The organism is Providencia xihuensis (assembly GCF_041953405.1).
In the GTDB taxonomy this organism is placed as follows: Bacteria; Pseudomonadota; Gammaproteobacteria; order Enterobacterales; family Enterobacteriaceae; genus Providencia; species Providencia vermicola.
Genome location: NZ_CP169565.1, coordinates 3,263,859 through 3,287,740, shown reverse-complemented (window position 1 = coordinate 3,287,740; position 23,882 = coordinate 3,263,859). Strand labels below are relative to the sequence as shown.

Sequence of the window (23,882 nt, the reverse complement as noted above, 5' to 3'; positions counted from 1 at the left end):
TAAGCAAATAATTATCCATTATGGAGAGTGCGATTATGAGTAGTGATATTTTTTCTTTAAAGGGGAAAGTTGCCATTGTCACTGGTGGTAAGCAAGGTATTGGAAAAGTTGTTGCACAATATTTAGCGAATGCAGGTGCAGATATTGCTATTTTTGATCTTGCTGATGCCAGTGATATCGCTGAGCAATTAGAAAAAAATTATCATATCAAAGCAAAAGCCTATCGCTGCAATGTGGTAGACCCTGAAAATGTGAAGGCGTGCATTGAGTCCGTTGGAATTGATTTTGGTACCTTAGATTTATTATTTAATAATGCAGGGATTTGCTTGCATAAACCGGCAGTTGATTGCGCCCCTGACGAGTGGCGTAAAATTGTTGATGTGAATTTAAATGGTGTTTTCTTTGTTGCTCAAGCATTTGCTCGTTATCTGATTAAAAATGATAAACCAGGTAGTATTGTGAACACAGCATCGATGTCTGGGACTATCGTGAATATTCCACAAGAGCAAGCGTCCTATAATGCATCAAAAGCGGCTGTCGTGCATTTAACCAAATCTTTAGCAGTTGAATGGAGCCAGCTTGGTATTCGCGTTAATTCAATTAGCCCTGGCTATATTCGAACTGAAATGACGGCGACGGTAAGACAAGATTGGCAGGATGAATGGGTTAAAATGATCCCATTTAAACGAATGGGGACACCTGAAGAGCTTGCTGGTGCTGTCATTTATTTATTATCTGACGCTGCAAGTTATACCTCTGGTGCTGATTTAATAATCGATGGTTGTTTTACTATCGTTTAATTGTTCATATTTTGAATGAAAAACACCTCAGTAAGTTATACTTATTGAGGTGTTTTTTTGTCATTGCAAAGCATGCTCATTTTTATACTTATTTAGCCAAGAAAATGTATTATAGTCAGCTCAAATTCGTGCCTTTATTTTCCATGTGAACATATTGAGCTATCCCATGGCCAATATGGCCTGTAAAAATTGATTTTTACCTTTGTTGTTTTTGTGAGCCATTTATGCGTGTTTTATTAGCTCCTATGGAAGGAGTTTTAGACCCCCTTGTTCGCTCTTTATTAACTGCGGTCAATGATTATGACCTTTGCATCAGTGAATTTGTGCGAGTTGTTGATACATTATTACCAGCAAAAACATTTTATCGTTTATGCCCTGAACTCAAATATCAAAGTCGAACATTATCGGGAACCCTTGTGCGCGTTCAAATACTTGGCCAGCACCCACAATGGTTAGCTGAAAATGCTTATCGAGCCATTGAATTAGGGTCATGGGGGGTTGATTTAAATTGTGGTTGTCCTTCAAAAACAGTTAATGGTCACGGTGGTGGTGCAACGTTATTAAAGCAGCCAGATTTAATTTACCAGGCAGCAAAAGCGATGCGTGAAGCTGTACCAAAAGAACTCCCAGTGTCAGTTAAAGTGCGTTTAGGTTGGGATAGTATTTCATTCGCTCATGAAATTGCGGATGCTGTTCAACAAGCTGGGGCAACAGAACTAACGATTCATGGACGTACAAAAGAAGATGGTTATAAAGCCGAGCGTATTAACTGGCAAGCTATTGGTGAAATTCGCCATCGATTATCAATTCCAGTAATAGCGAATGGTGAAATCTGGGATTATGACAGTGCTCAGCGTTGTCTTGAAGTAACAGGCTGCGATGCTGTTATGATTGGCCGAGGTGCACTTAATACCCCAAACCTTAGCCGTGTCATTAAATATAATGAAATTAAGATGCCTTGGGAGCAGGTTGAATCTCTACTACTGAAATACACGGAACTCGAAAAGTTAGGTGATACAGGTCATTACCATGCTGCTCGGATTAAACAATGGTTGGGTTACTTACGCAAAGAATACCAAGAAGCCGATGAATTATTTTCACAGGTTAGGGCGTTGAAAAATGCAGAACAAATTGCAGCGGTAATTATGCGAGTTGTTAACCATTAATTGTAAACAATCCTGTTTAGTTACTATTTTTATTTGCGAATTTCGCTTATAAGGTCTTTACTTAAACTATATGGTAGGTATATCTAATGCCTATGATTGCATGCTTTTTTAGCTACTGTTAAATAAAACCTAGTCTTGGGAGGCTTTAAATGGGCGTGATTGCGTGGATTATTTTTGGTTTGATAGCTGGTGTTTTAGCTAAGTGGTTGATGCCTGGCACTTATCATATGGGGTTCATTATGACGACGGTGCTAGGGATTGTTGGGGCAGTCGTTGGTGGTTATATCAGCACGTTTTTTGGCAAAGGTAAGGTTGATGGTTTTAACTTTGGTAGCTTTGTCGTTGCGGTGATTGGTGCCATTGTTGTGCTATTTTTAGCAGGGATATTTGCAAAATAGTCCTTATAGACCAAAAAACTTTCTTAAATAAGCCACTTAAGTATGAGTGGCTTATTTATTATATAAGCTAAAAAATCAAGGTTCTATTGGTAAGCCATTATCTTGGCCCCATTCTGCCCATGAGCCGTCATATAGACGTATATTATCGTTACCTAATAGTGTTAACGCCATAAGAACGACCGCGGCTGTCATTCCTGATCCACAAGTAGTTATTGATGGAGCTTGAATGTCTACGCCTTGCTCTGTAAAGATAGCTTTTAGGTCTTCAGGGGATTTAAATTCGCCATTCGCAACTAACAAGTCCCATGGAACATTTTTACTTCCTGGAATGTGCCCCATGCGTAAACCTGGGCGAGGTTCTGGTGCCTGTGCTAAGAAGCGGGGGGCTGCTCGAGCATCAATAATTTGTATTTGACCTTCGTTAACAACATCAAGAACTTGCTGTTGGTTTAACGCGTTTGTATCTTTACGGGATGCTTTAAATTGCTTGCGTGTAGGAGGTGTCACTTCACCCGATTGTGTTGCAAAGCCTTCAGCTTTCCAAGCTTCGATGCCTCCAGCAAGGATTTTTACGTTTTTGCATCCCATTGTTGTAAATGTCCACCAAGCGCGTGGTGATGAAAATAAATTATTCTGTGAATAAATAATAACTTGAGTGTCATTATCAATTCCCATTGAACCAACTGCTTGGCTAAAGACTTCTGAACTTGGCAGCATATGCGGTAGGTCGCAAGTTTTATCGGCGATTTCATCTTGGTGGAAAAATTGCGCGTTTGGAATATGCTCTTCTAAATAGTGCTGTCGGCAATCATAAGGGGCAGTTGGTGGTGGAGATGAAGCATCAAGTACAATGATATTGCCATCAGATAGGTGTGTATTAAGCCATTGAGGGGTTACAAAATAATCGTTGTACATAAGTTATCTCCGTCCTGGGTTGATAAACCACTTTATACTATTGAACTTGGTTTGGTGCAGGCAGTAATGATGGTGATTGTGGTTGCCCCTGTTCTATCGGGGTTGTGGAGCGAGTGTAGATATTCATCCCTGCAAGGACGATGCCGCCTACGGAACCAAAAGCGCATAATGCGCAAAGTGCGATAACAACCTTTTTCATTTTTTATAGCCTGCGTAGAAATAAGAACCCAAAGTATAACTGGATGAGTGTTGCAAACAAGTTAAAAGCGATTTTTTCTGCCTCTGAGTTGGTGTTTTGCAAAAGGCTTCCCAATTTTTATGTATAATGGGTTTTAATACAGTAGTTTTGCGAAGCGGTTGGCAAAAGTTATTTTTCGTGTTTCCCTGCCGTTGTGGTTTTCGTTACCTTACATCTCACATTTGGTCATCAACGTAATTTATGTCCCTATCAAACAAAATTAAAGAGCAAATAACCCAGTGGTATAAAGGGTTGTCATCACAAATTGATGGGTTTGTTTCCCGAGCGCCGCAGCGCCAAATGATAGCGGAAGTCGCTAAAAACTTAGCGGATGACGGTGGACGTCATTTAGTTATCGAAGCGCCCACTGGGGTAGGAAAAACGCTTTCTTATTTAATTCCAGGTATTGCAGTGGGTAGGGAAGAAGGGAAAACGCTCGTTGTTAGTACAGCGAATGTGGCATTGCAGGATCAAATTTTTAGTAAAGATTTGCCGTTACTGAGCAAAATTATCCCAGATTTAAAATTTACGGGTGCATTTGGGCGTGCACGTTATGTTTGCCCTAGAAATTTAGAGGCTATTTGTGCCGCAGAAGGCGAACAAATTGATTTAATGTTACTGGTGGAAGATAAAACGGAGATAGCCAATAGCGAAGAACGGGCAATTTGTCAGCAATTACGTAATGACTTCAATTCCTTTATATGGGACGGTTTACGGGATCACCACAAACGGGCTTTTCCAGACAGCTTGTGGCGTAAAGTTAGCACGGACAAAATGAATTGCTTAGGTCGTAATTGCCAGTTCTATCAACGATGCCCATTTTTTATTGCAAGGCGTGAAATTGAAGATGCTGATGTCGTCGTGGCTAATCATGCTCTAGTGATGGCTGCGATGGAAAGCGAATCGGTGTTACCTGATCCTAAAAAATTACTATTAGTTTTGGATGAGGGGCACCATGTACCCGATGTAGCACGGGATGCTTTAGAGGTTGAAGGTGAAATCACATTAGTGCAATTGAATGCGCAAGTGGATAATTTTATGAGTCATGTGGGGCAATATTTAGCGCAGTTTCGGCCAGTGAAGCCCCCTAAATTGGCCAACCCAGACAAGTTACAACAGCATGCTGAAAAGCTGCGCGAGGCATTTCGTGATTTTTCTTTATTAGCAAATGCAGTATTGCCTGAAACTTCAAAAGAAAGTGAGTATCTTTTCCCGCTAGGTGTATTGCCTGAGGCGATGCAACAGTGTTGCCAAGACCTTTTTAAGCAAACAGATGCATTAAAAGGTTTAGCGGAATCAATATTGAATGATTTGACGGAGCAAACTGCAAAACAAGACATCGTACGTTTACACCGTTCTATATTAACAACGAGTAGAGCGATGGGCTATTTTGAGAATATGGCAAAACTTTGGCGATTAGCCGCGCTTGAGCAAAGTTCAGGCGCGCCAGTTTCGAAATGGTTAAGTCGCCGCTATGAAAAGAATCAGTCGCGTATTTTTATGCATTGCGCGGGCATTCGAGTGAGTGAACAACTACAACATCTATTATGGCGTAATGTGCCTCATATTGTCATTACATCAGCAACACTTCGCTCCTTAAATAGTTATTCAAGGTTTATGGAATTAACGGGGTTATCGGAAAAAAATGATGACCATTTTGTGACGTTGTCTTCGCCTTTTAATCATGTTGAGCAAGGGAAAATTATTATTCCTCAAATGGAATATGAGCCCACAATAACCACTGAATCGCAACATCTTTCTGAAATGGCAGCATTTTTTCGTGAGCAATTCACCCAAGGTAAGCACCGTGGTGTTTTGGTGTTATTTAGTAGCCAAAGGGCAATGGAAGGGTTTCTTGAACATGTAAAAGACTTGCGCTTGCAATTGTTAGTTCAAGGAGATCAGCCACGTTATCGTTTGGTTGAAACTCACTGTGAAAGAATTAACAAGGGGCAAGCAAGTGCGTTGGTTGGTTTACAGTCCTTCGCAGAAGGGCTTGATTTAAAAGGTGAGTATTTAACACAGGTGCATATTCATAAAATTGCATTTCCGCCTGTGACCAATCCAGTTATCGTGACTGAAGGGGATTGGTTAAAATCGTTAAAACGCTATCCGTTTGAGGTGCAAAGCTTGCCAAGTGCTTCATTTAATTTAATTCAGCAAGCAGGGCGTTTAATCCGTAGTCATGAATGTTACGGTGAAATTATTATCTATGATAAACGCTTACTGACAAAAAATTATGGTAAACGTTTATTAAATGCTTTACCTGTTTTCCCAATAGAACAACCTGAAATGCCTAAGGTAATAAATAAAAAGTAGAAAGCATTAAATATGTATTAGGTTATAAACAGTAAAAGGCCACAATTAAGTGGCCTTCAGGTCAATTATAATTGACTCTATGGTATGACATTACTCAATATTTGCTTCTAAAAACCAAAGGAATTTATCCATATCACGAGATGCAGCGGTAAACATATCTGCAGTATCTTCATCCTCGACTTCATCAATAGCTTTACGAATATCATTTGCGACAACAGCATAACGGTCTGCGAGCGCTTTTAAATGGTCTTGTACGCTGTGGATATTAATTGGGTAAGCTTCTAATGAAGTAAAGCGGTTAACTTCTTGTGTTGTCCCAATCGCGACCCCTCCTAATTGGACAGCACGCTCTGCAAACTCGTCTAAATGTTCAACTAAAGTGGTTCTAAAACCATCTAACATTTCATGGACAGCAATGAAATTGCGACCACGCATATTCCAGTGAGCTTGTTTTGTCATTAAAGAGAGATCCGTAAAGTGAACAACCATAACATTTAAAATGCCAATGGTTTCTAATTTTACGCTATCTTCCAAGTCGTTACGTGTATATAAAAGTTCAGTTGAAGATGTTTTAAATAATTTAGCTGTGCTCATGGTTCATCCTCTTTTTAAATATTGAAACTGGTTGATAACCTCATCTGTTAATAAATATAAAGTAATCGGTTTAATTTGTCATAGTGTAATAAACGATTAATTTAATAGGCCGATTCGATATGGTTTATTCTACTTGATTTTATTGTGGCTGCTAGGGATTTATTATTTTTTGCAATAAGTGCGATAGGTCAAGGTTATATTAATTTAAAACAATTTTAATAAATAAATATGACAAGAAAATGAAATGTTAATGGCAAGATAACAGGTTAATAAACCGAATGAATAAGTTTATTAACCTAATTAATGCTTCAAAAAACAAGATATTATTTGTTTTTTATGAGACTTCTTCAATTTTTGATTTCGGTGAGGCTGTGGATGTTGACCCGATAGAGGCACAAACAATACACAGCAGAGCCAGCCATTGGGTTAATGTCAGGTGCTCTTGCAAGAAAACAATACCGAGGAATGCGCCCATGCATGGCTCTAGGCTCATTAATGTGCCAAACGTTTTTGCTGGTAGGCGTGTTAAGGCAATCATTTCAAGGGTATAAGGAAATGCTGTCGATAAGATGGCAACGGCTAAAGCGAGGGGTAAAATTGCTGGGTCAAACATCACCTCAAAGCCTGTCTGCATAAGTCCGATAGGGAAGAAAATCAGAGCAGATATAAAGGAACCAACTGCCACGGTTGCTGCGCCGTAACCAGCACCTGCACGTTGGCCAAATATAATGTAAATTCCCCAACATACGCCAGCCCCTAGCGCATAAATAGCGCCGAGTGGGTCGATGGAATTAATGTTATCACCGATAGGTAGCAAAAAGAGTAACCCAGCAATAACCAGCCCAATCCACAAAAAATCGATAGGTCTGCGAGAAGAAAACATCGCAACCGCTAATGGGCCTGTAAATTCCAGTGCGACAGCAATCCCAAGAGGGATGCGCTCAAGTGATAGATAAAATAGGTAATTCATTGTTCCGAGAGATAGCCCGTACGTTAACAATGGAACCAATGAGCTTCTTCTAAACTTCAAGCGCCAAGGTTTAAAAATAACAAACAAGATGATGGTGGCCAGCAATAAGCGTAAGCCTGTTACACCTGGAGCGCCGATAAGAGGAAATAGTGTTTTAGCTAAAGAAGCACCACTTTGAATTGAGGTCATTGCTAGCAATAATAACCCTATTGGTAATAGTGGAAATGCGCTCTTTTTGGTATCGGCAGACATAAATAATAAAACCTCAGAAAAACGTCACTAAGTCAGTAAACACGCGATAACAGTGATTCGTGTTAAATAAAAATTAAAATATTACAATGAAAAATAATTTCACAGGATTATCGCATAAAATAAGACTGCTTTATATTTGTTTATTACCTTATAGCACTCGCTGATGGGGGATAAAATGTGATATAGGGAAATCGATATTGGTTTAGTGAAATAGCAATGGTATAAAAAGAGATTAATAGGGTTTTATTATGGCAAATAATCTGGGTTGAGCTTCTTTAACGCTCCCGTATAATCCTTTTTTTACCAAAAAGTCATAATAAAATGAAAAACGAGGACGTAATGGGAACAATTAAAAGTATTGCAGTATATTGTGGTTCTAGCATGGGTAAACATGAAATCTACCAGCAAAAAGCCATTGAGTTTGCTAAAGAGATGGTCAAGCGTGATATTGCATTAGTATATGGTGGTGCCAGTGTCGGTATCATGGGGACAATCGCAGATACTGTTTTATCGTTAGGTGGAAAGGCAATAGGTGTTATACCGTCATTGCTCGAAGAGCGTGAAATTTCACATAAGAACCTGACTGAACTGTATAAAGTTGAAACAATGCATCAGCGAAAAAATAAAATGATTGAGCTGGCGGATGCTTTTGTTGCTTTACCAGGCGGATATGGCACGTTAGAAGAATATGCGGAAGTGTTTACATGGAGTCAAATTGGCCTGCATACCAAGCCTTGTGCGTTGTTTAATATCAATAATTATTGGCAGCCATTAATTGATATGACAAATAAAATGGCGGATGAAGGTTTTTTACACGAAAAGTATCGTCATATGGCGATTGTCAACGATTCACCAGCAGCGTTAATTGATAGTTTTGAATCTTATATTGCACCACCAGTAAAAACATACGATTAAACTGCGTAAAAATAATGGGAAAATGATGATAAGAGAAGCTACACGTGATGATTTAAATGCTGTTTTATCCCTCTATCAAACCTTGTTTACGGAAATGGCCTTACTTGACTCTGAGCGTATGAAGCCTGCAGAACAATCACAAGAATTTATTGAAAATGCTATTGTTGATGATAAGTTTCATCTATTAGTCGCGGAATTTGAAGGCGAAGTTAAAGGGTTTTGTATTGCCGAGCACCAATCTGCGGCTCCTTATAATTGTATGGTTCCACGGGATTTTGCTTACGTTTTTGATTTGATTGTTTCCCCAGATTCTCGTGGTGAGAAAACAGGGCATCAATTACTTGATGGTATGAAAAATTGGGCGAAAAACAAGCAGTTTAGCCACTTGGAGCTATCGGTGTTAGCACAAAACCATAATGCGATTCGTTTTTATGAGCGTGAAGGTCTATCTGAAATTACTCGCACCATGGGCATTAAGTTATAATTTACCTCATATCGGCCGAATACGGCCGATATATCCTATTTTACATATAAATTAGCAATCTATTACTAAGATAATTATATTTCTAATATATTGTTTTATATTAACTTTATTTTTTTTGATATTTTTAAAAAGCCTAATTTAGATTACTTTTATTTTTACATTAAAACTGAAGTGATTAGGAATTATATGGAATATCCTTTTAAAATAAAGCGAGTCTCACCCGCATTAGGCGCTCTCATCAGTGGTATCGATTTATCTCAACATATTGATGATAAACAGTTTACAGCGCTGAACTATGCGTTGCAGGCATATCATGTCCTTTTTTTTAGAAACCAACCTATACAACCTGAACAGCAAAAACAATTAGCTGAGCGGTTTGGTTTATTACACACACATCCCATTTACCCTCATACGCCTGAATGCAAAGAAATAATGGTACTTGATACGGATGAACAGAACCCACCCGATAACGACAATTGGCACACTGATGTTACATTTATTGAAACACCGCCAATGGGGGCGGTATTAGCGGCAAAACATATTCCAGAATTAGGTGGTGACACATTATGGGCCAGTGGTGTGGTGGCTTATAGTGCATTATCTGCTCGGTGGAAACATATGCTAGCGGGTCTTCAGGCAGTACATGATTTTACAAAGTCATTCCCAGAGTATCGTTTTAGCCATTCAGAAGAAATTCATTCGAGATGGTTGAAAGCCAAAGAAAATAGCCCACCCGTATCACACCCTGTCGTTAGAACTCACCCAATTTCAGGGCGAAAAGCGTTGTTTGTTAATGAAGGCTTTACTACCCGTATCATTGGGTTAACGCCAAAAGAGAGCGAAATAACATTAGGTTTTTTGTTCCAACATATTAATAAACCAGAGTTTCAGGTGCGTTGGCAATGGCAAAAAGATGATATGGTGATTTGGGATAATCAAATCACTCAGCATTATGCGACAGCAGATTATTTGCCCGAAAGGCGTATTATGCACAGGGCAACAATCATTGGCGGCGTACCTTATTAGAATGATTGCAGAATGACAATTATCAAAAACAGAACAAGATCTAAGCGCTCGATTATGGCATAATGCGCCGCTATTTATATCCGTCGTATTACATATCATAGAAATCGCTGTTTTCTTTACTGTTTAAAGCAGTGTTGTTGGCTTTTTCTATGATGCGCATTCTTTAAGACAGGTAACTCTACACCGTTTAATTTAAGGCATAGCAGTGTTAACAACCAACAATATCACTATGCAGTTTGGCAGCAAGCCACTGTTTGAAAACATTTCAGTTAAATTTGGTACAGGCAACCGTTACGGTTTGATCGGCGCAAATGGTGCGGGTAAATCGACGTTTATGAAGATCTTAGGTGGCGATTTAACCCCAACAGCGGGTAACGTCAGTACAACAGATCCGAATGAACGTATTGGTAAGCTTCGCCAAGACCAGTTTGCATTCGAAGAATATACGGTTCTGGATACGGTCATTATGGGCCATACTGAACTGTGGAATGTGAAACAAGAGCGTGATCGTATTTACGCACTACCTGAAATGAGCGAAGAAGATGGCTACCGTGTTGCTGACTTGGAAGTCGCATATGGTGAAATGGATGGCTACAGTGCGGAAGCTCGTGCGGGTGAATTATTATTAGGTGTAGGCATTCCTGTTGAGCAACATTATGGCCCAATGAGTGAAGTTGCACCAGGCTGGAAACTACGTGTATTGCTGGCACAAGCCTTGTTTTCTAACCCAGATATTTTGTTACTCGATGAGCCTACGAACAACTTGGATATTGATACTATCCGTTGGTTAGAACAAATCCTGAATGATCGTAACTGTACTATGATCATTATTTCCCATGATAGGCACTTCCTCAACACAGTTTGTACGCACATGGCAGATTTAGACTATGGTGAGTTGCGTTTATTCACGGGTAACTATGATGAATATATGATTGCAGCGACACAAGCGCGTGAGCGCTTACTGTCTGATAATGCGAAGAAAAAAGCGCAAATTGCTGAACTGCAATCTTTCGTTAGCCGCTTTAGCGCTAACGCATCTAAATCAAAGCAAGCGACATCACGTGCACGTCAAATTGATAAAATTCAATTGGATGAGGTTAAAGCGTCTAGTCGTCAAAACCCATTTATTCGTTTTGAACAAGAGAAAAAACTGTTCCGTAATGCCCTTGAATTAGAGGCAGTAGCGAATGGTTACGATCAAGGCCCACTCTTCAAAAACGTTAATTTACTGCTTGAAGTGGGTGAGAAAATGGCGGTTATCGGAGCCAATGGTATTGGTAAAACCACTTTCTTAAAAACCTTAATGGGTGAGCACCCAGCAACAAGTGGGATGGTTAAATGGTCAGAAAATAGTCGTATTGGTTATTATGCACAAGACCACGCAGAAGATTTCGAAACTGATCTAAATGTTTTTGACTGGATGAGCCAGTGGAAAAACGAAGGTGATGATGAGCAAGCGGTGCGTAGTATCTTAGGCCGTTTATTATTTTCACAAGATGATATTAAGAAAAAAGTGAAAGTGTTATCGGGTGGTGAGCAAGGCCGTATGCTATTTGGTAAGTTAATGATGCAACAACCAAACATTTTGATTATGGATGAACCAACCAACCATTTAGATATGGAATCTATCGAGTCATTGAACTTAGCACTGGAGATGTACCAAGGAACGTTGGTGTTTGTTTCCCATGACCGCGAGTTTGTCAGCTCATTAGCAAGTCGTATTTTAGAAATCAAAGAAGATAAAGTGATTGATTTCAAAGGTACTTATGATGAGTACCTGACAAGCCAGGGCGTTGTTCTTTAAATAAGCTTTTCTCTAACATAAAGCCCCAGTAACGTGTATGTTACTGGGGCTTTTGTATTTAAAACAGAATTAGCTTTAACTTAGTTCTTTTTCACAAACTCAGATTTCAGCTTCATTTGGCCAAAACCATCAATTTTACAATCGATATTGTGGTCACCTTCGACTAAGCGAATGCCCTTCACACGGGTACCGATTTTGAGCATGTTAGAACTGCCTTTAACTTTCAGGTCTTTGATTACGGTGACTGTGTCGCCATCCGCTAACAGATTGCCGTTGGCATCTTTAACAATCAGTTCATCAATCTCTGCCACGGGTTCTGCGTCATTCCATTCGTGCGCACATTCAGGGCAAACATACATATCATTATCAGTATAGGTGTATTCAGACTGACATTTCGGGCAAGGAGGGAATTGCATATTCATACTCTCAGTAGCATTATAAAATAATAAAACGTGGTGATATTTATACGTACAGGTACCACAAAAGAGGGATAGTATAAGCTCAAAGGGCCATTAATTTGTTTTTTCGGAATAATCTTAATTTTGTGCTTGGAAAGAGATTAATTAGGCGAAAATATTTTCGCCTAATTAAATAACTAGCTAGTTTGAGTTGCAGACTTCACAGTGCGGGTCTTTGCTCAGTTTAAATTGGCGAAAATCCATCGCCATCGCATCAAACAATAAGACTTTGCCTGAATTCACTTTGCCATAGTTAGCGAGGAGTTTAATGGTTTCCATTGCCTCTAATGTGCCTATAGTCCCAACTAGCGGAGACATCACCCCTGCCTCGACACAGGTTAAGCTATTTTCCCCAAACAAACGGCTTAAACAGCGGTAACAGGGGGTATTATCTTCATAAGTAAAAACAGACAGTTGGCCTTCCATACGAATGGCTGCGCCAGAGACTAACGGTGTTTTCTGCGCTAAACATAAACGGTTAAGTTGTTCACGAATAGCGACGTTATCGGTGCAATCTAAAATCACATCATGGCGAGTGATTAATTCACTAAGCTGCGCATCTTCAAGTTTGGCATTAACCGTATCAATATGGATATGTGGATTAATTGCACAAAGTTGCCACTTTGCAGAATCGACTTTGGGTTCGCCAATTGTGGTATCACGGTGCAAAATTTGTCGCTGTAAGTTAGAAAGCGATACGGTATCAAAATCAACTAATGTTAAATAACCAACACCCGCCGCAGCAAGGTATTGCGTTGCCGCGCAACCTAGCCCACCTAAGCCAATGACCAGTACTTTGCCCGCTTTGAGCTTTTCTTGCCCGTCAAAATCAAAACCGCGAAGAATTATCTGACGGTTATAACGCAGCATTTCGTTATCGCTAAGTTCTTGCACGGTAATTATTCGCTTTTCAATAAGTAGTTAAACATTTCAACATCAACGGTTTCACCTGCTTCTACTCGACCACGTTCTCTTTCTAGCACGATAAAGCAGTTGGCTAAGCTAAAGGAACTAAATACGTGTGAGCCTTGATGGCCTGTTGTGGCAACTTGAAGTTGCCCTTGCTCATTGGTACTTAAAATACCGCGTTGGAAATCCAGACGACCAGGCGTTTTTTTCAAAGGTGTGGTGACGGGTACTTTGAAACGTAGTGGGGCTTGCCATTGGCTATTTCCTGCTAAGCGTGCAATCAATGGCTGAACAAGTTGATAGAACGTGAGTGCAGCAGAAACGGGGTTTCCTGGTAAGCCACAGAACCAAGAATGACTCAGTTTACCAAAGGCAAAAGGTTTTCCTGGTTTGATGGCTAATTTCCAAAAACCAATCGTGCCCAATTCATCAAGGATTTGTTTAGTATAATCGGCTTCACCAACAGAAACGCCGCCACTGCTGATCACTAAATCCGCTTGTTGATCTGCTTCAATAAAGGTTTGTTTTAGTTTTTCAGGGGAGTCAGGGATCACGCCTAAATCTAAGACTTCACAATTGAGCTTTTCTAACATCAAGCGAACAGTAAAGCGGTTGGTATCATAGATTTGCCCATCATTAAGTGGTTGACCCACGGCTTGTAGCTCATCCCCCGTTGAGAACACAGCCACTTTTAAGCGACGATAAACTGTCACATCCGCAATACCAAGTGAGGCAATCAACGGTAATTGGGCGGTTGTAAGTAGGGTTCCTGCAGGGAACACTGAACTGCCTTGGGCTATATCTTCGCCGGCTTTACGGACGTTACTGCCTTTTTTAATTGGTTGAGTAAATAGGATGCCACCATCTGTTTGTTCAGTTGATTCTTGCATAACAACCGTATCTACACCTTGTGGAATAGGCGCACCAGTCATAATACGCACGCAACAGCCAGCTTTTAGTTCGCCTTCCATCGGGTTGCCTGCAAATGATTTACCCGCAACAGGCATTGGCGTTTTTCCATCCCAATCTGCAAAACGCAAACCATATCCATCCATTGCTGAATTATCAAAGGGAGGGACATTGATAGGGGAAATAAGATCAGTGGCAATAATCCGTTGCGCTGATGAAGTCAGTGGAATGATTTCTGTACCTGCCACAGTTTGGGTTTCAGAAAGTAATTTTTCCAATGCAAGATCTAAAGAAATCAAATCGTTAGTATGACACTGATCCATAAATAATGGCCCTCATTATTGTGAAATGCCTTGAGGCTTAAAATGTGTTCGTAATGCACATTATGGCAGAAATCATGAGTTGGGTGAATGAATAGAAATTGATTACAGATAGCTTTTGAGCAGATATTACGGTTATAAAGAACAAATAAATGCACTAAATGATAAAACGGTTTTTGTTGTATTAATGTTAAATAGTAAAAAAGTAAACTATTCTAGGTGCAATGTTTCTAGAACGTAACGAGTGAGAATTGTGTCAATAAAGCCGATTGTAACCTCACCAAGCCGCAGTGCTGCTGCTTTTCATATTGCTTTTACAGGTTTTCTGTCGTTAATTGTGGTAATGGGAATAGGGCGATTTACGTTAACGCCTCAAGTCCCCCTAATGATTGAGGAACACCAATTAACGTTATCGAGTGCCAGTATTGTGGCTGCATGTAACTACCTTGGTTACTTGCTAGGCTCTTTTGACGCGATGCGAGCACGTTCATATGTAGAAAGGCGTATGTGGTTGGGCGTGTGGGGGGCGGTAGTGATCACGTTACTGAGTGCATTGCTTAATGGTCCGATATTACACAGTATTGCCCGTTTTGTGATTGGCTGGGCAAGTGGCATTGCGTTAGTGTTGGTCGCAGCTTGGGCCAATGAAACCTTGGCGAGACTTAACCGACCAGCTCTTAGTGTGGCGGTATTTGCGGGAACGGGAACGGGAATTTTCGTTAGCGGTATGTTAGCGGTAGCGATCCAACGATGGCATTTAACGGCGAGTGAAGCGTGGGTAATTTATGGTGTATTGGCGCTGATTTTGAGCTTGTACATCAGCCGTTATTTACCTCGCTCGGGGCAATGGCAACGGCCTGCGGGGGAAATTAAAAAATTAACCCTAACCCCTGAAATCAAACGCTTGGTTTGGTGTTATGGGCTCGCTGGGTTTGGTTATATTTTGCCAGCTACTTTTTTATCACAAATGGCCGCACAACGTTTTCCTGATAGCTTATTTGCTCAGTTTGTTTGGCCTGTTTTTGGGGCATCTGCGGTAGTCGGTATATTATTTGCGATGTTGCTGCGAAATTTATCAACAACCCGTAATCGGTTAGCGATTAGCTTATGGCTACAAGGGATGGGGATATTGCTTGCAGAAGTGATCCCGAGTATTTCAGGGCTGGTTATCTCTGCAATATTGGTCGGAACAGGGTTTATGTGTACAGTGCAATTAGCATTACAACTTGGCCGCGAGTTGGCGCCTGATCACAATCGTTTTATGGCGGGGCTGCTGACTACCTTTTACGCTATTGGTCAGTTAGTTGGGCCAACACTGTCATTTATTTCCACCGCTTTAACAGGAAAATTAGAGCCTGCGCTGTATGTCGCATTTATCGCATTGGTAGTGGGGGGATTATTGGTTTACTGTCGCGGAAGTAAACCGATTTATTAATAAATATTTAGCTAATCATATTTTATAAATGATAGTGATTTGCCGTAATGGGTTTACCATAGTGAATAATGTTGTTGATGCGAATGCAAATATTTCACACATGTTGTAACGGTTGTACTGGATTATCTGCACCTGCTGTTTTAGAGTACGGCGCACACCTGCATTTTTATAAAAATAGTCACACCATTTGTGGAGGATCACATGTCATCTCTCAGTAAAGAGGCCGAATTAGTTCACGCTGCGTTGGAAGCCAGAGGGTTAGAGACCCCTTTGCGTATTCAGCCAAAATCAGGCGATGAGCGTAAGCAACTGATTGAAGGGCACATGACAGAGATCATGAAGCTGCTCAACCTTGATCTAACTGACGATAGCCTCGCTGACACGCCTCGTCGTATTGCAAAAATGTATGTTGATGAGATCTTTTCAGGATTGGATTACGCCAATTTTCCTAAAATCACATTAATTGAAAATAAAATGAAAGTGGATGAAATGGTGACGGTTCGTGATATCACGCTAACCAGTACCTGTGAACATCACTTTGTGACTATTGACGGTAAAGCGATAGTGGCTTATATCCCAAAAGATAAAGTGATTGGGTTATCGAAAATCAACCGCATAGTGCAGTTTTTCTCCCAACGTCCGCAAGTTCAAGAGCGTTTGACACAGCAAATTTTAGTGGCATTGCAAACATTACTTGGAACCACGAATGTGGCGGTTTCCATTGATGCGGTACATTACTGCGTAAAAGCGCGTGGCATCCGTGATGCAACCAGTGCTACCACCACAACATCGTTAGGTGGGTTGTTTAAGTCGAGCCAAAATACACGGCAAGAGTTTTTACGTGCGGTTCGCCATCTATAATCTATGGCAATCATTACATCATCAAGCCGTATCAAGCAGCTTGATACCGTTCGTGGCATGGCAATTCTTGGTATTTTTTTATTAAATATCTTTGGTTTTGCTTTGCCATTAGCGGCCTATCTAAACCCTTATTACACTGCCAGCACACCACCTTCTGAAGCCTTTGTTTGGATTGTATTTAATCTGTTTTTTCAAGGGAAAGTCCTCGCTATTTTTTCGATTTTATTCGGTGCCACATTAGCGCTATTGCAGCCTCGAACTTTAAGGTGGAACCATCAACGTTTGTCTATTTTAGCCTTATTTGGGGTGATTCACGGCATTGGTCTTTGGGATGGTGACATTCTACTGGCTTATGCATTAACGGGGCTGGTGGCTACGTATTTATTGAATCAATACGATGATAGGGCGTTATTGAAAATAGCGGCATCCATTTATTTCATTGGTTTACTTATTCTGCTTATTTTAGGTTGGGGAGTTGACCCTCAAGGTTTTTGGCAGACCTCAGATGAACAAATATATTTCGAATACAGTGCAAAAACAGTGGGTGGTATTGAGGGCATTATTTATCGCATGAAAGAAATCCAAGCGATGCTTCAAATGCTATTTATTCAGTATGGTTGGCAGCTTATTGCATTGATGATTATTGGAGCATTATTAATCCGAAATGGTTGGCTACGAGGGCAATTTAGTGCCATGCATTATCGCCGTATGGCGCTGTTTTTTATTGTCCCTTCGCTGCTTATTCAAGTGGTTGCGTTATATGGGCAGAGCCAGTTTGGATGGAGTTATTTTTCTACCTCAATTATTGGCTACATCATTAATGAGCTAGTCATTCCTTTTCAGGCGCTGGGTTATATTGCCTTGGTATATGGTTTTTGGGGGCAGATTCAGCATGCTGTGGTTATTTCATGGTTACAAAATATTGGTCGAATGGCGTTGAGTAACTACATTTTACAAACGCTGATTTGCACCACTATTTTTTACCATCTGGGGTATTTTGCGCAATTTACCCGTTTTGAGTTATTGGCTTTTATCCCGCCTGTTTGGTTGGCAAATATTTTGTTTTCGTATTATTGGTTACGATTTTTCAATCAAGGCCCGCTTGAATGGGTATGGCGGAAGTTAACTGAGAAATTAAACCAAGTGAATGGATAAGTTAATTTAATTTGCTGACTTCATCAGGTGATACGGCTGGGTAGCCTTTGATGCCATCTGGCATTTTTATCGGAGCAGGAATGGATTCTTGCTCACCTAAAAACTTCGGTTCACGTTTTAAAATATACACATCAGCGAGAGCGCCTAAACGAGCGAACACTTCACGGACACGAACTTTGAACATCCCAGCAGGTGCTGGAACCGCATAGCACTGTGCATCAATCCCTTTATGTTTAGCGATAAAAACGGCACGCTCACAGTGGAAGCGTTGCGTGATGATCGTGAAGTTATCGGTATCAAACACTTTTTTGGTACGGACAACCGAGTCTAAAGTACGGAACCCCGCAAAATCCATCACAATCTTAGAGGCTGGAACACCCGCTTTAATTAAATCCTTACGCATATTGATGGGTTCATTGTAATTATGAGCGCCATTATCACCACTGAGTAGCAAATATTTTACTTTTCCACTGTGATAGGCTTGTGCCGCGCCATTGATTCGGTTGGTGTAATAGAGGTTAGTGGCGCCAGAGGTGTAGTATTTGGATGTGCCAAGTACCATGCCAACATCACGGGCAGGTAATTGCGCTACATCTTCATAGATATAGGGTGCAGTATCCCAGCTAATCCAGCGATCAAGTAGAATAATGGTCGTAACTGCTATCCCTGCAAGAATAAGAAGACCAATAAGCAGACGTTTCCTCATGTCCTAGCCTTGAAAATAAAAATCATAATAAGAAGGTGTTAGCCTCAGTAGACTCGCTTCTAGGCTACTTGACTTAAATTAGTGACGCAAGTCGCCCAACGTAAAGTCATGTCAATGTTGAGGACAGATTCAAAGTTGACCGCTATTAAACCTAAAAATCGATTTAAAATTAATCAGATATTGGATGAAAAATGGGTGAGTGAAGATTATTCAAACAGTGAGTTGCTTCACAGAGCGAAATTTTTTACCACAGATTGTCTGTTTGTTTTGAAATTTTAATTCTATATTTAATCTAGATGATGAAATTTCATTTCTTTTGGGGTGGAAATCATCAGTCCATAAAACAAATATGAAAATCTGATACGTGAGGGAAATATGAAACTGACCACATTACTTGCCGCTGGTGCGATGTTAGTGACAGCCAGTGTTGCGGCGAAAGAGTACCAAATCAACCATACTGATCAATTAAAATCACTAAATGATGCACAAAACGAAGCCGTATGGCAGCAAGCTGAAGTGTTAACCGACTTTATTTATCCATGGGAAAAAGAAACACCACCAAAAACCGACTTCCGTGCGCTTTGGAGTGATGATGCCCTTTATTTTCGCTTTATCGCGGATGATAAAGACATTCAGCTAGGTGATAACGCCAATAAAGACCAAGCGGTGCTAGATTCTGACCGTGTTGAACTGTTTTTTGCTACCAGCCCTGAGCTTAAACCTTATTATACTGCGGAAATGGACCCAAAAGGCCGCACGTTCGATGCAAAAGCCAACTACTATCGTGAGGTTGACCCAAGTTGGAACTGGGAAACATTGCAAACAGTGGGGGAAATGACACCGAATGGTTATGTATTAACAGGGAAAATCGATTTGGATGAATTCACGCGTCTAAACCTGTGGCAAGACAAAGACAAGCAAACGTTAATGTGTGCTATTTTGCGTGGTGAATTCAGCGCGGGTGAAGAAAAACAAGTTCGCAAATGGATTAGCTGGATTAAACCAGATTCCGTGAAACCAGATTTCCATATCCCATCAGCCTTTGGTACCTGCAAATTTGTGAAGTAACCTGATAGCCGGTCTTTCATGGCCGGCAAACACATCATTTTTCCTTGAATGAACTGTGAGAGCGATCATATTCGCTGACGAAAATATTCATTTGTTGTGATTTTATTTGAAATTAAAGTTCATATATAGTAATTTTTTATGAAATATAATTTCAATGTGAGGGCGTTTTAATGTCTCTAGCGGAAAATACACTGAGCGACTGCCTAAAAAATGAATTCAACCATGAGACATTACAGTTTTCACGGTTGGAAACGTTAGCGATGGCTACTGCGATTAACCAAGCGGATGCGACAGTTGCTGGGGCTATCCAACAAGTTCTACCGAATATTGCGCAAGCGGTTGATGCTATCGCACAGTGCATGAAACAAGGTGGACGGCTATTTTATATTGGCGCAGGTACCTCTGGTCGTCTGGCGGTATTAGACAGTGCGGAGTGCCCCCCAACCTTTGGTACCTCCCCTGAATTAGTCCAATCCATTATTGCAGGTGGCCATAATGCCATGCTAAAAGCAGTTGAAAATATTGAAGATTCAACGGATGCGGCTATTGATGAGTTAAAAAAACGCCACCTCACTGCAAAGGATGTGGTTGTCGGTATCGCGGCGAGCGGGCGAACTCCTTTTACCCTTGCAGGTATTGAGTATGCCAATGAAGTTGGGGCGCTAACTGTCGCGATCACTACGCGGGGTCATGGGTTAATTAGTGATGTGGCGAAATTAGCTATCGCTCCTGACGTTGGGCCTGAAGTGTTATCGGGCTCAACACGAATGAAAAGTGGCACTGCACAAAAAATGATTTTAGGCATGTTAAGCACATGCGTGATGGGGCGTTTAGGACGCATTCACACCAATTTAATGGTTGATGTTGTCGCAAGTAATTATAAGTTATTGCGCCGTGCAGAACGCATTGTCAGTGAAGTTTGCGGTATTGATACCGAAGCCGCAGCACAGTTATTAGAGCAAGTGGACTACCATCCGCGACGCGCAATTTTGATGTTTGAATTACAAATTAATGCACAGCAAGCAACGGAACTCGTTCAACAACATCCAAATACTACATTGGATAGCTTGTTAGAAACTCGCCGTTAATAAATGGGAAAATGCGGGTAAGTTATGGAAATAGCTTTGCCAACATTAGGGGAACGATATGGCTAATAAAATAGAACATCTGGAAGTACTCGCCAGAGAAATAGAAAAATATGCGGGCGGCTTTGAGAACGTGGCAACATTGACTCACTGTATGACTCGCATCCGTTTAGTCTTAAAAGATAATGAAAAATTTGATGCCGAAGCTTTAAAGCAAATTGAAGGGGTAAAAGGCGTTATTTTTAACGGTGAACAACAGCAAGTGATCGTTGGTATGGGAACTGCGGCAAAAGTGTTTTCTGTGATGAATAAACGTATGCAAGGCAGCGGCGCAGCAAGCATAGAAAATACAGAACCTGAAAAGAAAAAAGGTTTCTCAATTCGCCGTACCCTCAATACATTAGCCGCGATTTTCGTACCAACCATTCCTGCACTAATTGGTTGTGGTCTGATTATGGGGCTGATTAATATCGTCCGTTTAGTCGCACCTGAAGTGGTCGATCAGTTCCCTGAGCTGTTCAAGTTATTGAAGTTAATTGGTAGTGCGGTGTTTGCTTACCTATCGATTATGATTGGGGTTAATACCGCAAAAGAGTTAGGGGCATCAACATCGATTGGTGCTGTGATGGCAGGCTTGTTGTCAATGCCAGGGTTAGCGGATATCACTTTATTTGGCTCAAAATTAGTGCCAAATAGCGGCGGTATTTTTGCGGTCTTGATGGTGGTGGTGTTCTCTTCCAAATTTGAAGTGTGGTTTAGAAGCATTATCAAAGAGAGTTTAGATCTGATAGTGACGCCATTTGTGACCATTTTAGTCTCAGCGATGGTGGCAATTGCGGTATTCCAACCTGCGGGTCATTATTTAAACCAAATTTTGGCGCAAGGGGTCTCCGTTGCGTTATTAAATAGTGGTGGCGGTGCGGTCGCAACGGGGGGGATCTTAGGCGGCAGCTTCCTGTTCTTATTGTTAACAGGTTTACACCAAGGCTTAATCCCAATCCACGCAGAAATCTTACAAACTTTTGGTTTAAATTACTTATTCCCTATCTTAGCCATGGGCGGTATGGGGCAAGTGGGTTCTTGTTTCTGGGTATTCTTAAAAACCAAAAACCAACGCCTGAAAAAAACCTTAGTCGGTGCGTTACCTGTGGGGATCTTTGGTGTGGGTGAGCCGCTGTTATTCGGTGTGTCATTGCCACTAGGCAAACCTTTCATTGCGGGTTGTATTGGTGGTGCAGCGGGCGGGGCGTTAATGGCGTTTTTCCATGTGGGTATTATCATTCCATTTGGTACCGCAGGGTTATCGTTAATCCCATTAGTGGGTGATGGCCAAATCCTTGATTTCCTCATTGCTGTTGCAGGTGCATGGATTGTCGGATTCATTGCCAGTATGATAATAGGCTTCACCGATCCTGAAAAATAATTAAATAAGGAATAGCCATGTCGACACTGACGGTAAAACTGGAAAGCTTGCAGACGAGAGGTAAGGGCACTGAACAGCGGATCGCGAAATTTTTACTTGATAATCGCGAAAGCTTAATTGCCATGAATGCTGCTGAGTTAGCTCAAGCGGCAGGGGTTAGTAGCGCGTCTGTTATTCGCTTTTCACGCCAAATGGGTTACCGTGGCTATCCTGAATTTAAGGTGGATTATCTCTCCGATGAGAAGCAACACAAAGCGGAAAGCCTGTATGGTAATTTGAGCCGCAGTGATGATACGTCTCAAATTATTGCAAAAACGGGGCAAATGTTTATTTCAGCGATTGAAAAATCCCTTGAGCTATTAGAACCGTCAACGGTTGATGAGGTCGCTAAGCGTATGGTTAATGCCAAACGTATTGTGTTGTTTGGGATTGGCTCCTCAGCGATTGTGGCGAGTGATATTTTCCATAAACTGATCAGGGTAAACAAGCACACATTATTTAGCTATGACTTGCATGTTCAACTGAGCTATTCTGCAAATTTGAGTGCCGATGATTTTGCAATTGCAGTGACTGCGCGTGGAAATACACAAGAAATCAATAATATGCTGCGTTCCGCTAAAGAGGCTGGCTGTTCTACTGTCGCTTTATGTCGTTTTGGGCAAGATGAAGCGACAAAGCTGGCCGATTTCACTTTACCGTACTTTTATGATGAACAGCACACACAGCTTGGGGTTATTACCCCACAAGTTTTGCAGATGGTGACGTTCGATACGCTGTTTTTTAAATACCTTACTCTCGCAGACAGTGATGCTGATACAGCACTGCAAAAAGGGCGGCGAGCCCTGATACAAGGCAAGAATTAATGATTTTAACGGAGTTAGCCATCGGTGCAGTGATCGGATTGATTATTAGCACTACAGGAGTTGGCGGTGGGGTGATTGTTTTGCCAATACTCACCTACTTTTTCGGCTTAAATGCATTAGCTGCGGTGGCAACAGCGAACTTTTTATCGATGTTGATGAAAATATCCTCCTCATATATGCACTTTCGCCTCGGGAATATCCCATTCAAAGGGGCAATGATTGTTTTAGCAATTATGTTGCCAAGTACGTTTTTAGCCAGTTTGTTGGTGACATGGCTGGGTAGTCTTGAGGGATATGAAAAACAAGTTGAGTGGGGGATTAATCTTCTCGTTGCAGCTGCAATTATTTTTTCCCTTTATTTATTTGTACAGAGAATGTTTTTCGCCGCGCCAGTAAAGATAACTGTAGTGCAGGCCTCCCAATTGAAGTCCATGGCACTTCCTGCAGTATTAGCGGGGATTGTTCTCGGGGCGACAGGGGTTGGCGGTGGCGTGGTCGTCTTGCCCATGTTGTTACGTTACATGCAATTGAATATTAAGCAGGCGATAGGCACCTCGATTTTTGTCACAACGGTATTGTCGGGGTCATCGGCACTGGCTTATGCGCAGGAAGGGTATACTGACTTAAAACTGGCGCTTATTTTATGTGTGGGCGCATTGATTGTCATGCCAGTGGCGAAATATTTGCTGGTTCACCTGTCAGAGCGCACATTTCAATACATTACCCTGTTACTGATCACCTGCAGTGCAGTCATGATGACACTGAATTTATTCTCTTTTTAAACAGATAGCCCTATTATTGATATTGTG

The 23,882-nt window shown here is 41.1% G+C and carries 24 protein-coding genes; 16 read left to right on the top strand and 8 right to left on the bottom strand.

Translation table 11 applies throughout. The features are described 5' to 3' along the window. Positions 1–35: 35 nt before the first annotated feature. The 3 genes from ACE2AL_RS14775 (at position 36) to ACE2AL_RS14765 (ending at position 2,364) form a co-directional block, all read left to right on the top strand. The gene (locus ACE2AL_RS14775; protein ID WP_206085357.1) at positions 36–800 is read left to right on the top strand and encodes an SDR family oxidoreductase; all 765 of its coding nucleotides are present in this window, start codon (positions 36–38) and stop codon (positions 798–800) included. A gap of 224 nt (positions 801–1,024) precedes the next feature. Beyond that, complete coding sequence (gene dusC, locus ACE2AL_RS14770; protein WP_206085358.1) at positions 1,025–1,966, top strand: tRNA dihydrouridine(16) synthase DusC; 942 nt, start codon at positions 1,025–1,027, stop codon at positions 1,964–1,966. A 149-nt stretch (positions 1,967–2,115) separates the two neighbouring features. Next, positions 2,116–2,364, top strand: a complete 249-nt coding sequence (locus tag ACE2AL_RS14765; RefSeq protein WP_004256598.1) for a GlsB/YeaQ/YmgE family stress response membrane protein — start codon at positions 2,116–2,118, stop codon at positions 2,362–2,364. A gap of 75 nt (positions 2,365–2,439) precedes the next feature. Here the strand turns inward: ACE2AL_RS14765 and sseA are convergent, their stop codons facing one another. Together sseA and ACE2AL_RS14755 are read right to left on the bottom strand one after the other, a co-directional pair. Further along, entirely contained in the window at positions 2,440–3,279 is an 840-nt protein-coding gene (sseA, locus tag ACE2AL_RS14760; protein WP_272680623.1) for a 3-mercaptopyruvate sulfurtransferase, read from the bottom strand. Positions 3,280–3,316: 37 nt separating this feature from the next. Then, positions 3,317–3,478, bottom strand: a complete 162-nt coding sequence (locus ACE2AL_RS14755) for a hypothetical protein (RefSeq protein ID WP_206085360.1) — start codon at positions 3,476–3,478, stop codon at positions 3,317–3,319. Positions 3,479–3,718: 240 nt separating this feature from the next. On the opposite strand from ACE2AL_RS14755, the gene dinG reads away from it, so the two are divergent. After that, positions 3,719–5,836 (top strand): ATP-dependent DNA helicase DinG, encoded by a 2,118-nt coding sequence (gene dinG / locus ACE2AL_RS14750; RefSeq protein ID WP_353167236.1) that lies wholly within the window; start codon positions 3,719–3,721, stop codon positions 5,834–5,836. Between the two features lie 90 nt (positions 5,837–5,926). Here dinG and dps read toward each other — a convergent pair whose 3' ends face one another. Then, complete coding sequence (gene dps, locus ACE2AL_RS14745; RefSeq protein WP_206085362.1) at positions 5,927–6,430, bottom strand: DNA starvation/stationary phase protection protein Dps; 504 nt, start codon at positions 6,428–6,430, stop codon at positions 5,927–5,929. Positions 6,431–6,764: 334 nt separating this feature from the next. After that, positions 6,765–7,652: a threonine/homoserine exporter RhtA gene (rhtA, locus tag ACE2AL_RS14740; RefSeq protein WP_206085363.1), complete on the bottom strand. Its 888-nt coding sequence runs from the start codon at positions 7,650–7,652 to the stop codon at positions 6,765–6,767. Positions 7,653–7,991: 339 nt separating this feature from the next. On the opposite strand from rhtA, the gene ACE2AL_RS14735 reads away from it, so the two are divergent. The 4 genes from ACE2AL_RS14735 to ACE2AL_RS14720 all read left to right on the top strand — a co-directional run bounded on the left by ACE2AL_RS14735 (position 7,992) and on the right by ACE2AL_RS14720 (position 11,881). Continuing rightward, positions 7,992–8,567, top strand: coding sequence for a TIGR00730 family Rossman fold protein (locus ACE2AL_RS14735; protein ID WP_206085364.1), 576 nt, complete (start codon positions 7,992–7,994; stop codon positions 8,565–8,567). Between the two features lie 25 nt (positions 8,568–8,592). After that, on the top strand, positions 8,593–9,051 hold the full coding sequence (locus ACE2AL_RS14730) for a GNAT family N-acetyltransferase (RefSeq protein ID WP_206085365.1): 459 nt from the start codon (positions 8,593–8,595) through the stop codon (positions 9,049–9,051). Between the two features lie 186 nt (positions 9,052–9,237). Continuing rightward, a complete protein-coding gene (gene tauD / locus ACE2AL_RS14725) occupies positions 9,238–10,077 on the top strand; it encodes a taurine dioxygenase (protein WP_206085366.1) in 840 nt (279 codons plus the stop codon). A 229-nt stretch (positions 10,078–10,306) separates the two neighbouring features. After that, complete coding sequence (locus ACE2AL_RS14720; protein WP_375084315.1) at positions 10,307–11,881, top strand: ABC-F family ATPase; 1,575 nt, start codon at positions 10,307–10,309, stop codon at positions 11,879–11,881. 80 nt (positions 11,882–11,961) lie between these two features. Here the strand turns inward: ACE2AL_RS14720 and ACE2AL_RS14715 are convergent, their stop codons facing one another. The 3 genes from ACE2AL_RS14715 to moeA all read right to left on the bottom strand — a co-directional run bounded on the left by ACE2AL_RS14715 (position 11,962) and on the right by moeA (position 14,480). Then, a complete protein-coding gene (locus tag ACE2AL_RS14715) occupies positions 11,962–12,297 on the bottom strand; it encodes a zinc ribbon domain-containing protein YjdM (RefSeq protein ID WP_206085368.1) in 336 nt (111 codons plus the stop codon). Between the two features lie 183 nt (positions 12,298–12,480). Next, the gene (gene moeB / locus ACE2AL_RS14710) at positions 12,481–13,209 is read right to left on the bottom strand and encodes a molybdopterin-synthase adenylyltransferase MoeB (RefSeq protein ID WP_375084314.1); all 729 of its coding nucleotides are present in this window, start codon (positions 13,207–13,209) and stop codon (positions 12,481–12,483) included. 29 nt (positions 13,210–13,238) lie between these two features. Beyond that, a complete protein-coding gene (gene moeA, locus ACE2AL_RS14705; RefSeq protein ID WP_375083643.1) occupies positions 13,239–14,480 on the bottom strand; it encodes a molybdopterin molybdotransferase MoeA in 1,242 nt (413 codons plus the stop codon). A gap of 340 nt (positions 14,481–14,820) precedes the next feature. Here moeA and ACE2AL_RS14700 point away from each other — a divergent pair, with 340 nt between their 5' ends. The 3 genes from ACE2AL_RS14700 to yeiB all read left to right on the top strand — a co-directional run bounded on the left by ACE2AL_RS14700 (position 14,821) and on the right by yeiB (position 17,928). Then, a complete protein-coding gene (locus tag ACE2AL_RS14700; protein WP_375084313.1) occupies positions 14,821–15,912 on the top strand; it encodes a YbfB/YjiJ family MFS transporter in 1,092 nt (363 codons plus the stop codon). A gap of 201 nt (positions 15,913–16,113) precedes the next feature. Continuing rightward, on the top strand, positions 16,114–16,773 hold the full coding sequence (gene folE / locus ACE2AL_RS14695; protein WP_206085371.1) for a GTP cyclohydrolase I FolE: 660 nt from the start codon (positions 16,114–16,116) through the stop codon (positions 16,771–16,773). A gap of 3 nt (positions 16,774–16,776) precedes the next feature. Next, positions 16,777–17,928, top strand: coding sequence for a DUF418 domain-containing protein YeiB (yeiB, locus tag ACE2AL_RS14690; RefSeq protein WP_206085372.1), 1,152 nt, complete (start codon positions 16,777–16,779; stop codon positions 17,926–17,928). A 1-nt stretch (position 17,929) separates the two neighbouring features. Here the strand turns inward: yeiB and sanA are convergent, their stop codons facing one another. Next, entirely contained in the window at positions 17,930–18,634 is a 705-nt protein-coding gene (sanA, locus tag ACE2AL_RS14685) for an outer membrane permeability protein SanA (RefSeq protein WP_206085373.1), read from the bottom strand. A 375-nt stretch (positions 18,635–19,009) separates the two neighbouring features. Between sanA and ACE2AL_RS14680 the strand changes: the two genes are divergently transcribed. The 5 genes from ACE2AL_RS14680 to ACE2AL_RS14660 all read left to right on the top strand — a co-directional run bounded on the left by ACE2AL_RS14680 (position 19,010) and on the right by ACE2AL_RS14660 (position 23,855). Beyond that, entirely contained in the window at positions 19,010–19,702 is a 693-nt protein-coding gene (locus ACE2AL_RS14680) for a carbohydrate-binding family 9-like protein (protein ID WP_375083642.1), read from the top strand. Positions 19,703–19,872: 170 nt separating this feature from the next. Further along, on the top strand, positions 19,873–20,790 hold the full coding sequence (murQ, locus tag ACE2AL_RS14675; RefSeq protein ID WP_206085375.1) for an N-acetylmuramic acid 6-phosphate etherase: 918 nt from the start codon (positions 19,873–19,875) through the stop codon (positions 20,788–20,790). A 58-nt stretch (positions 20,791–20,848) separates the two neighbouring features. After that, positions 20,849–22,210 (top strand): PTS transporter subunit EIIC, encoded by a 1,362-nt coding sequence (locus ACE2AL_RS14670; RefSeq protein WP_206085376.1) that lies wholly within the window; start codon positions 20,849–20,851, stop codon positions 22,208–22,210. 17 nt (positions 22,211–22,227) lie between these two features. Continuing rightward, positions 22,228–23,073, top strand: a complete 846-nt coding sequence (locus tag ACE2AL_RS14665) for a MurR/RpiR family transcriptional regulator (protein WP_206085377.1) — start codon at positions 22,228–22,230, stop codon at positions 23,071–23,073. Continuing rightward, positions 23,073–23,855, top strand: coding sequence for a sulfite exporter TauE/SafE family protein (locus tag ACE2AL_RS14660; protein ID WP_375083641.1), 783 nt, complete (start codon positions 23,073–23,075; stop codon positions 23,853–23,855). The genes ACE2AL_RS14665 and ACE2AL_RS14660 overlap by 1 nt, the downstream gene beginning before the upstream one ends. Positions 23,856–23,882: the final 27 nt, after the last annotated feature.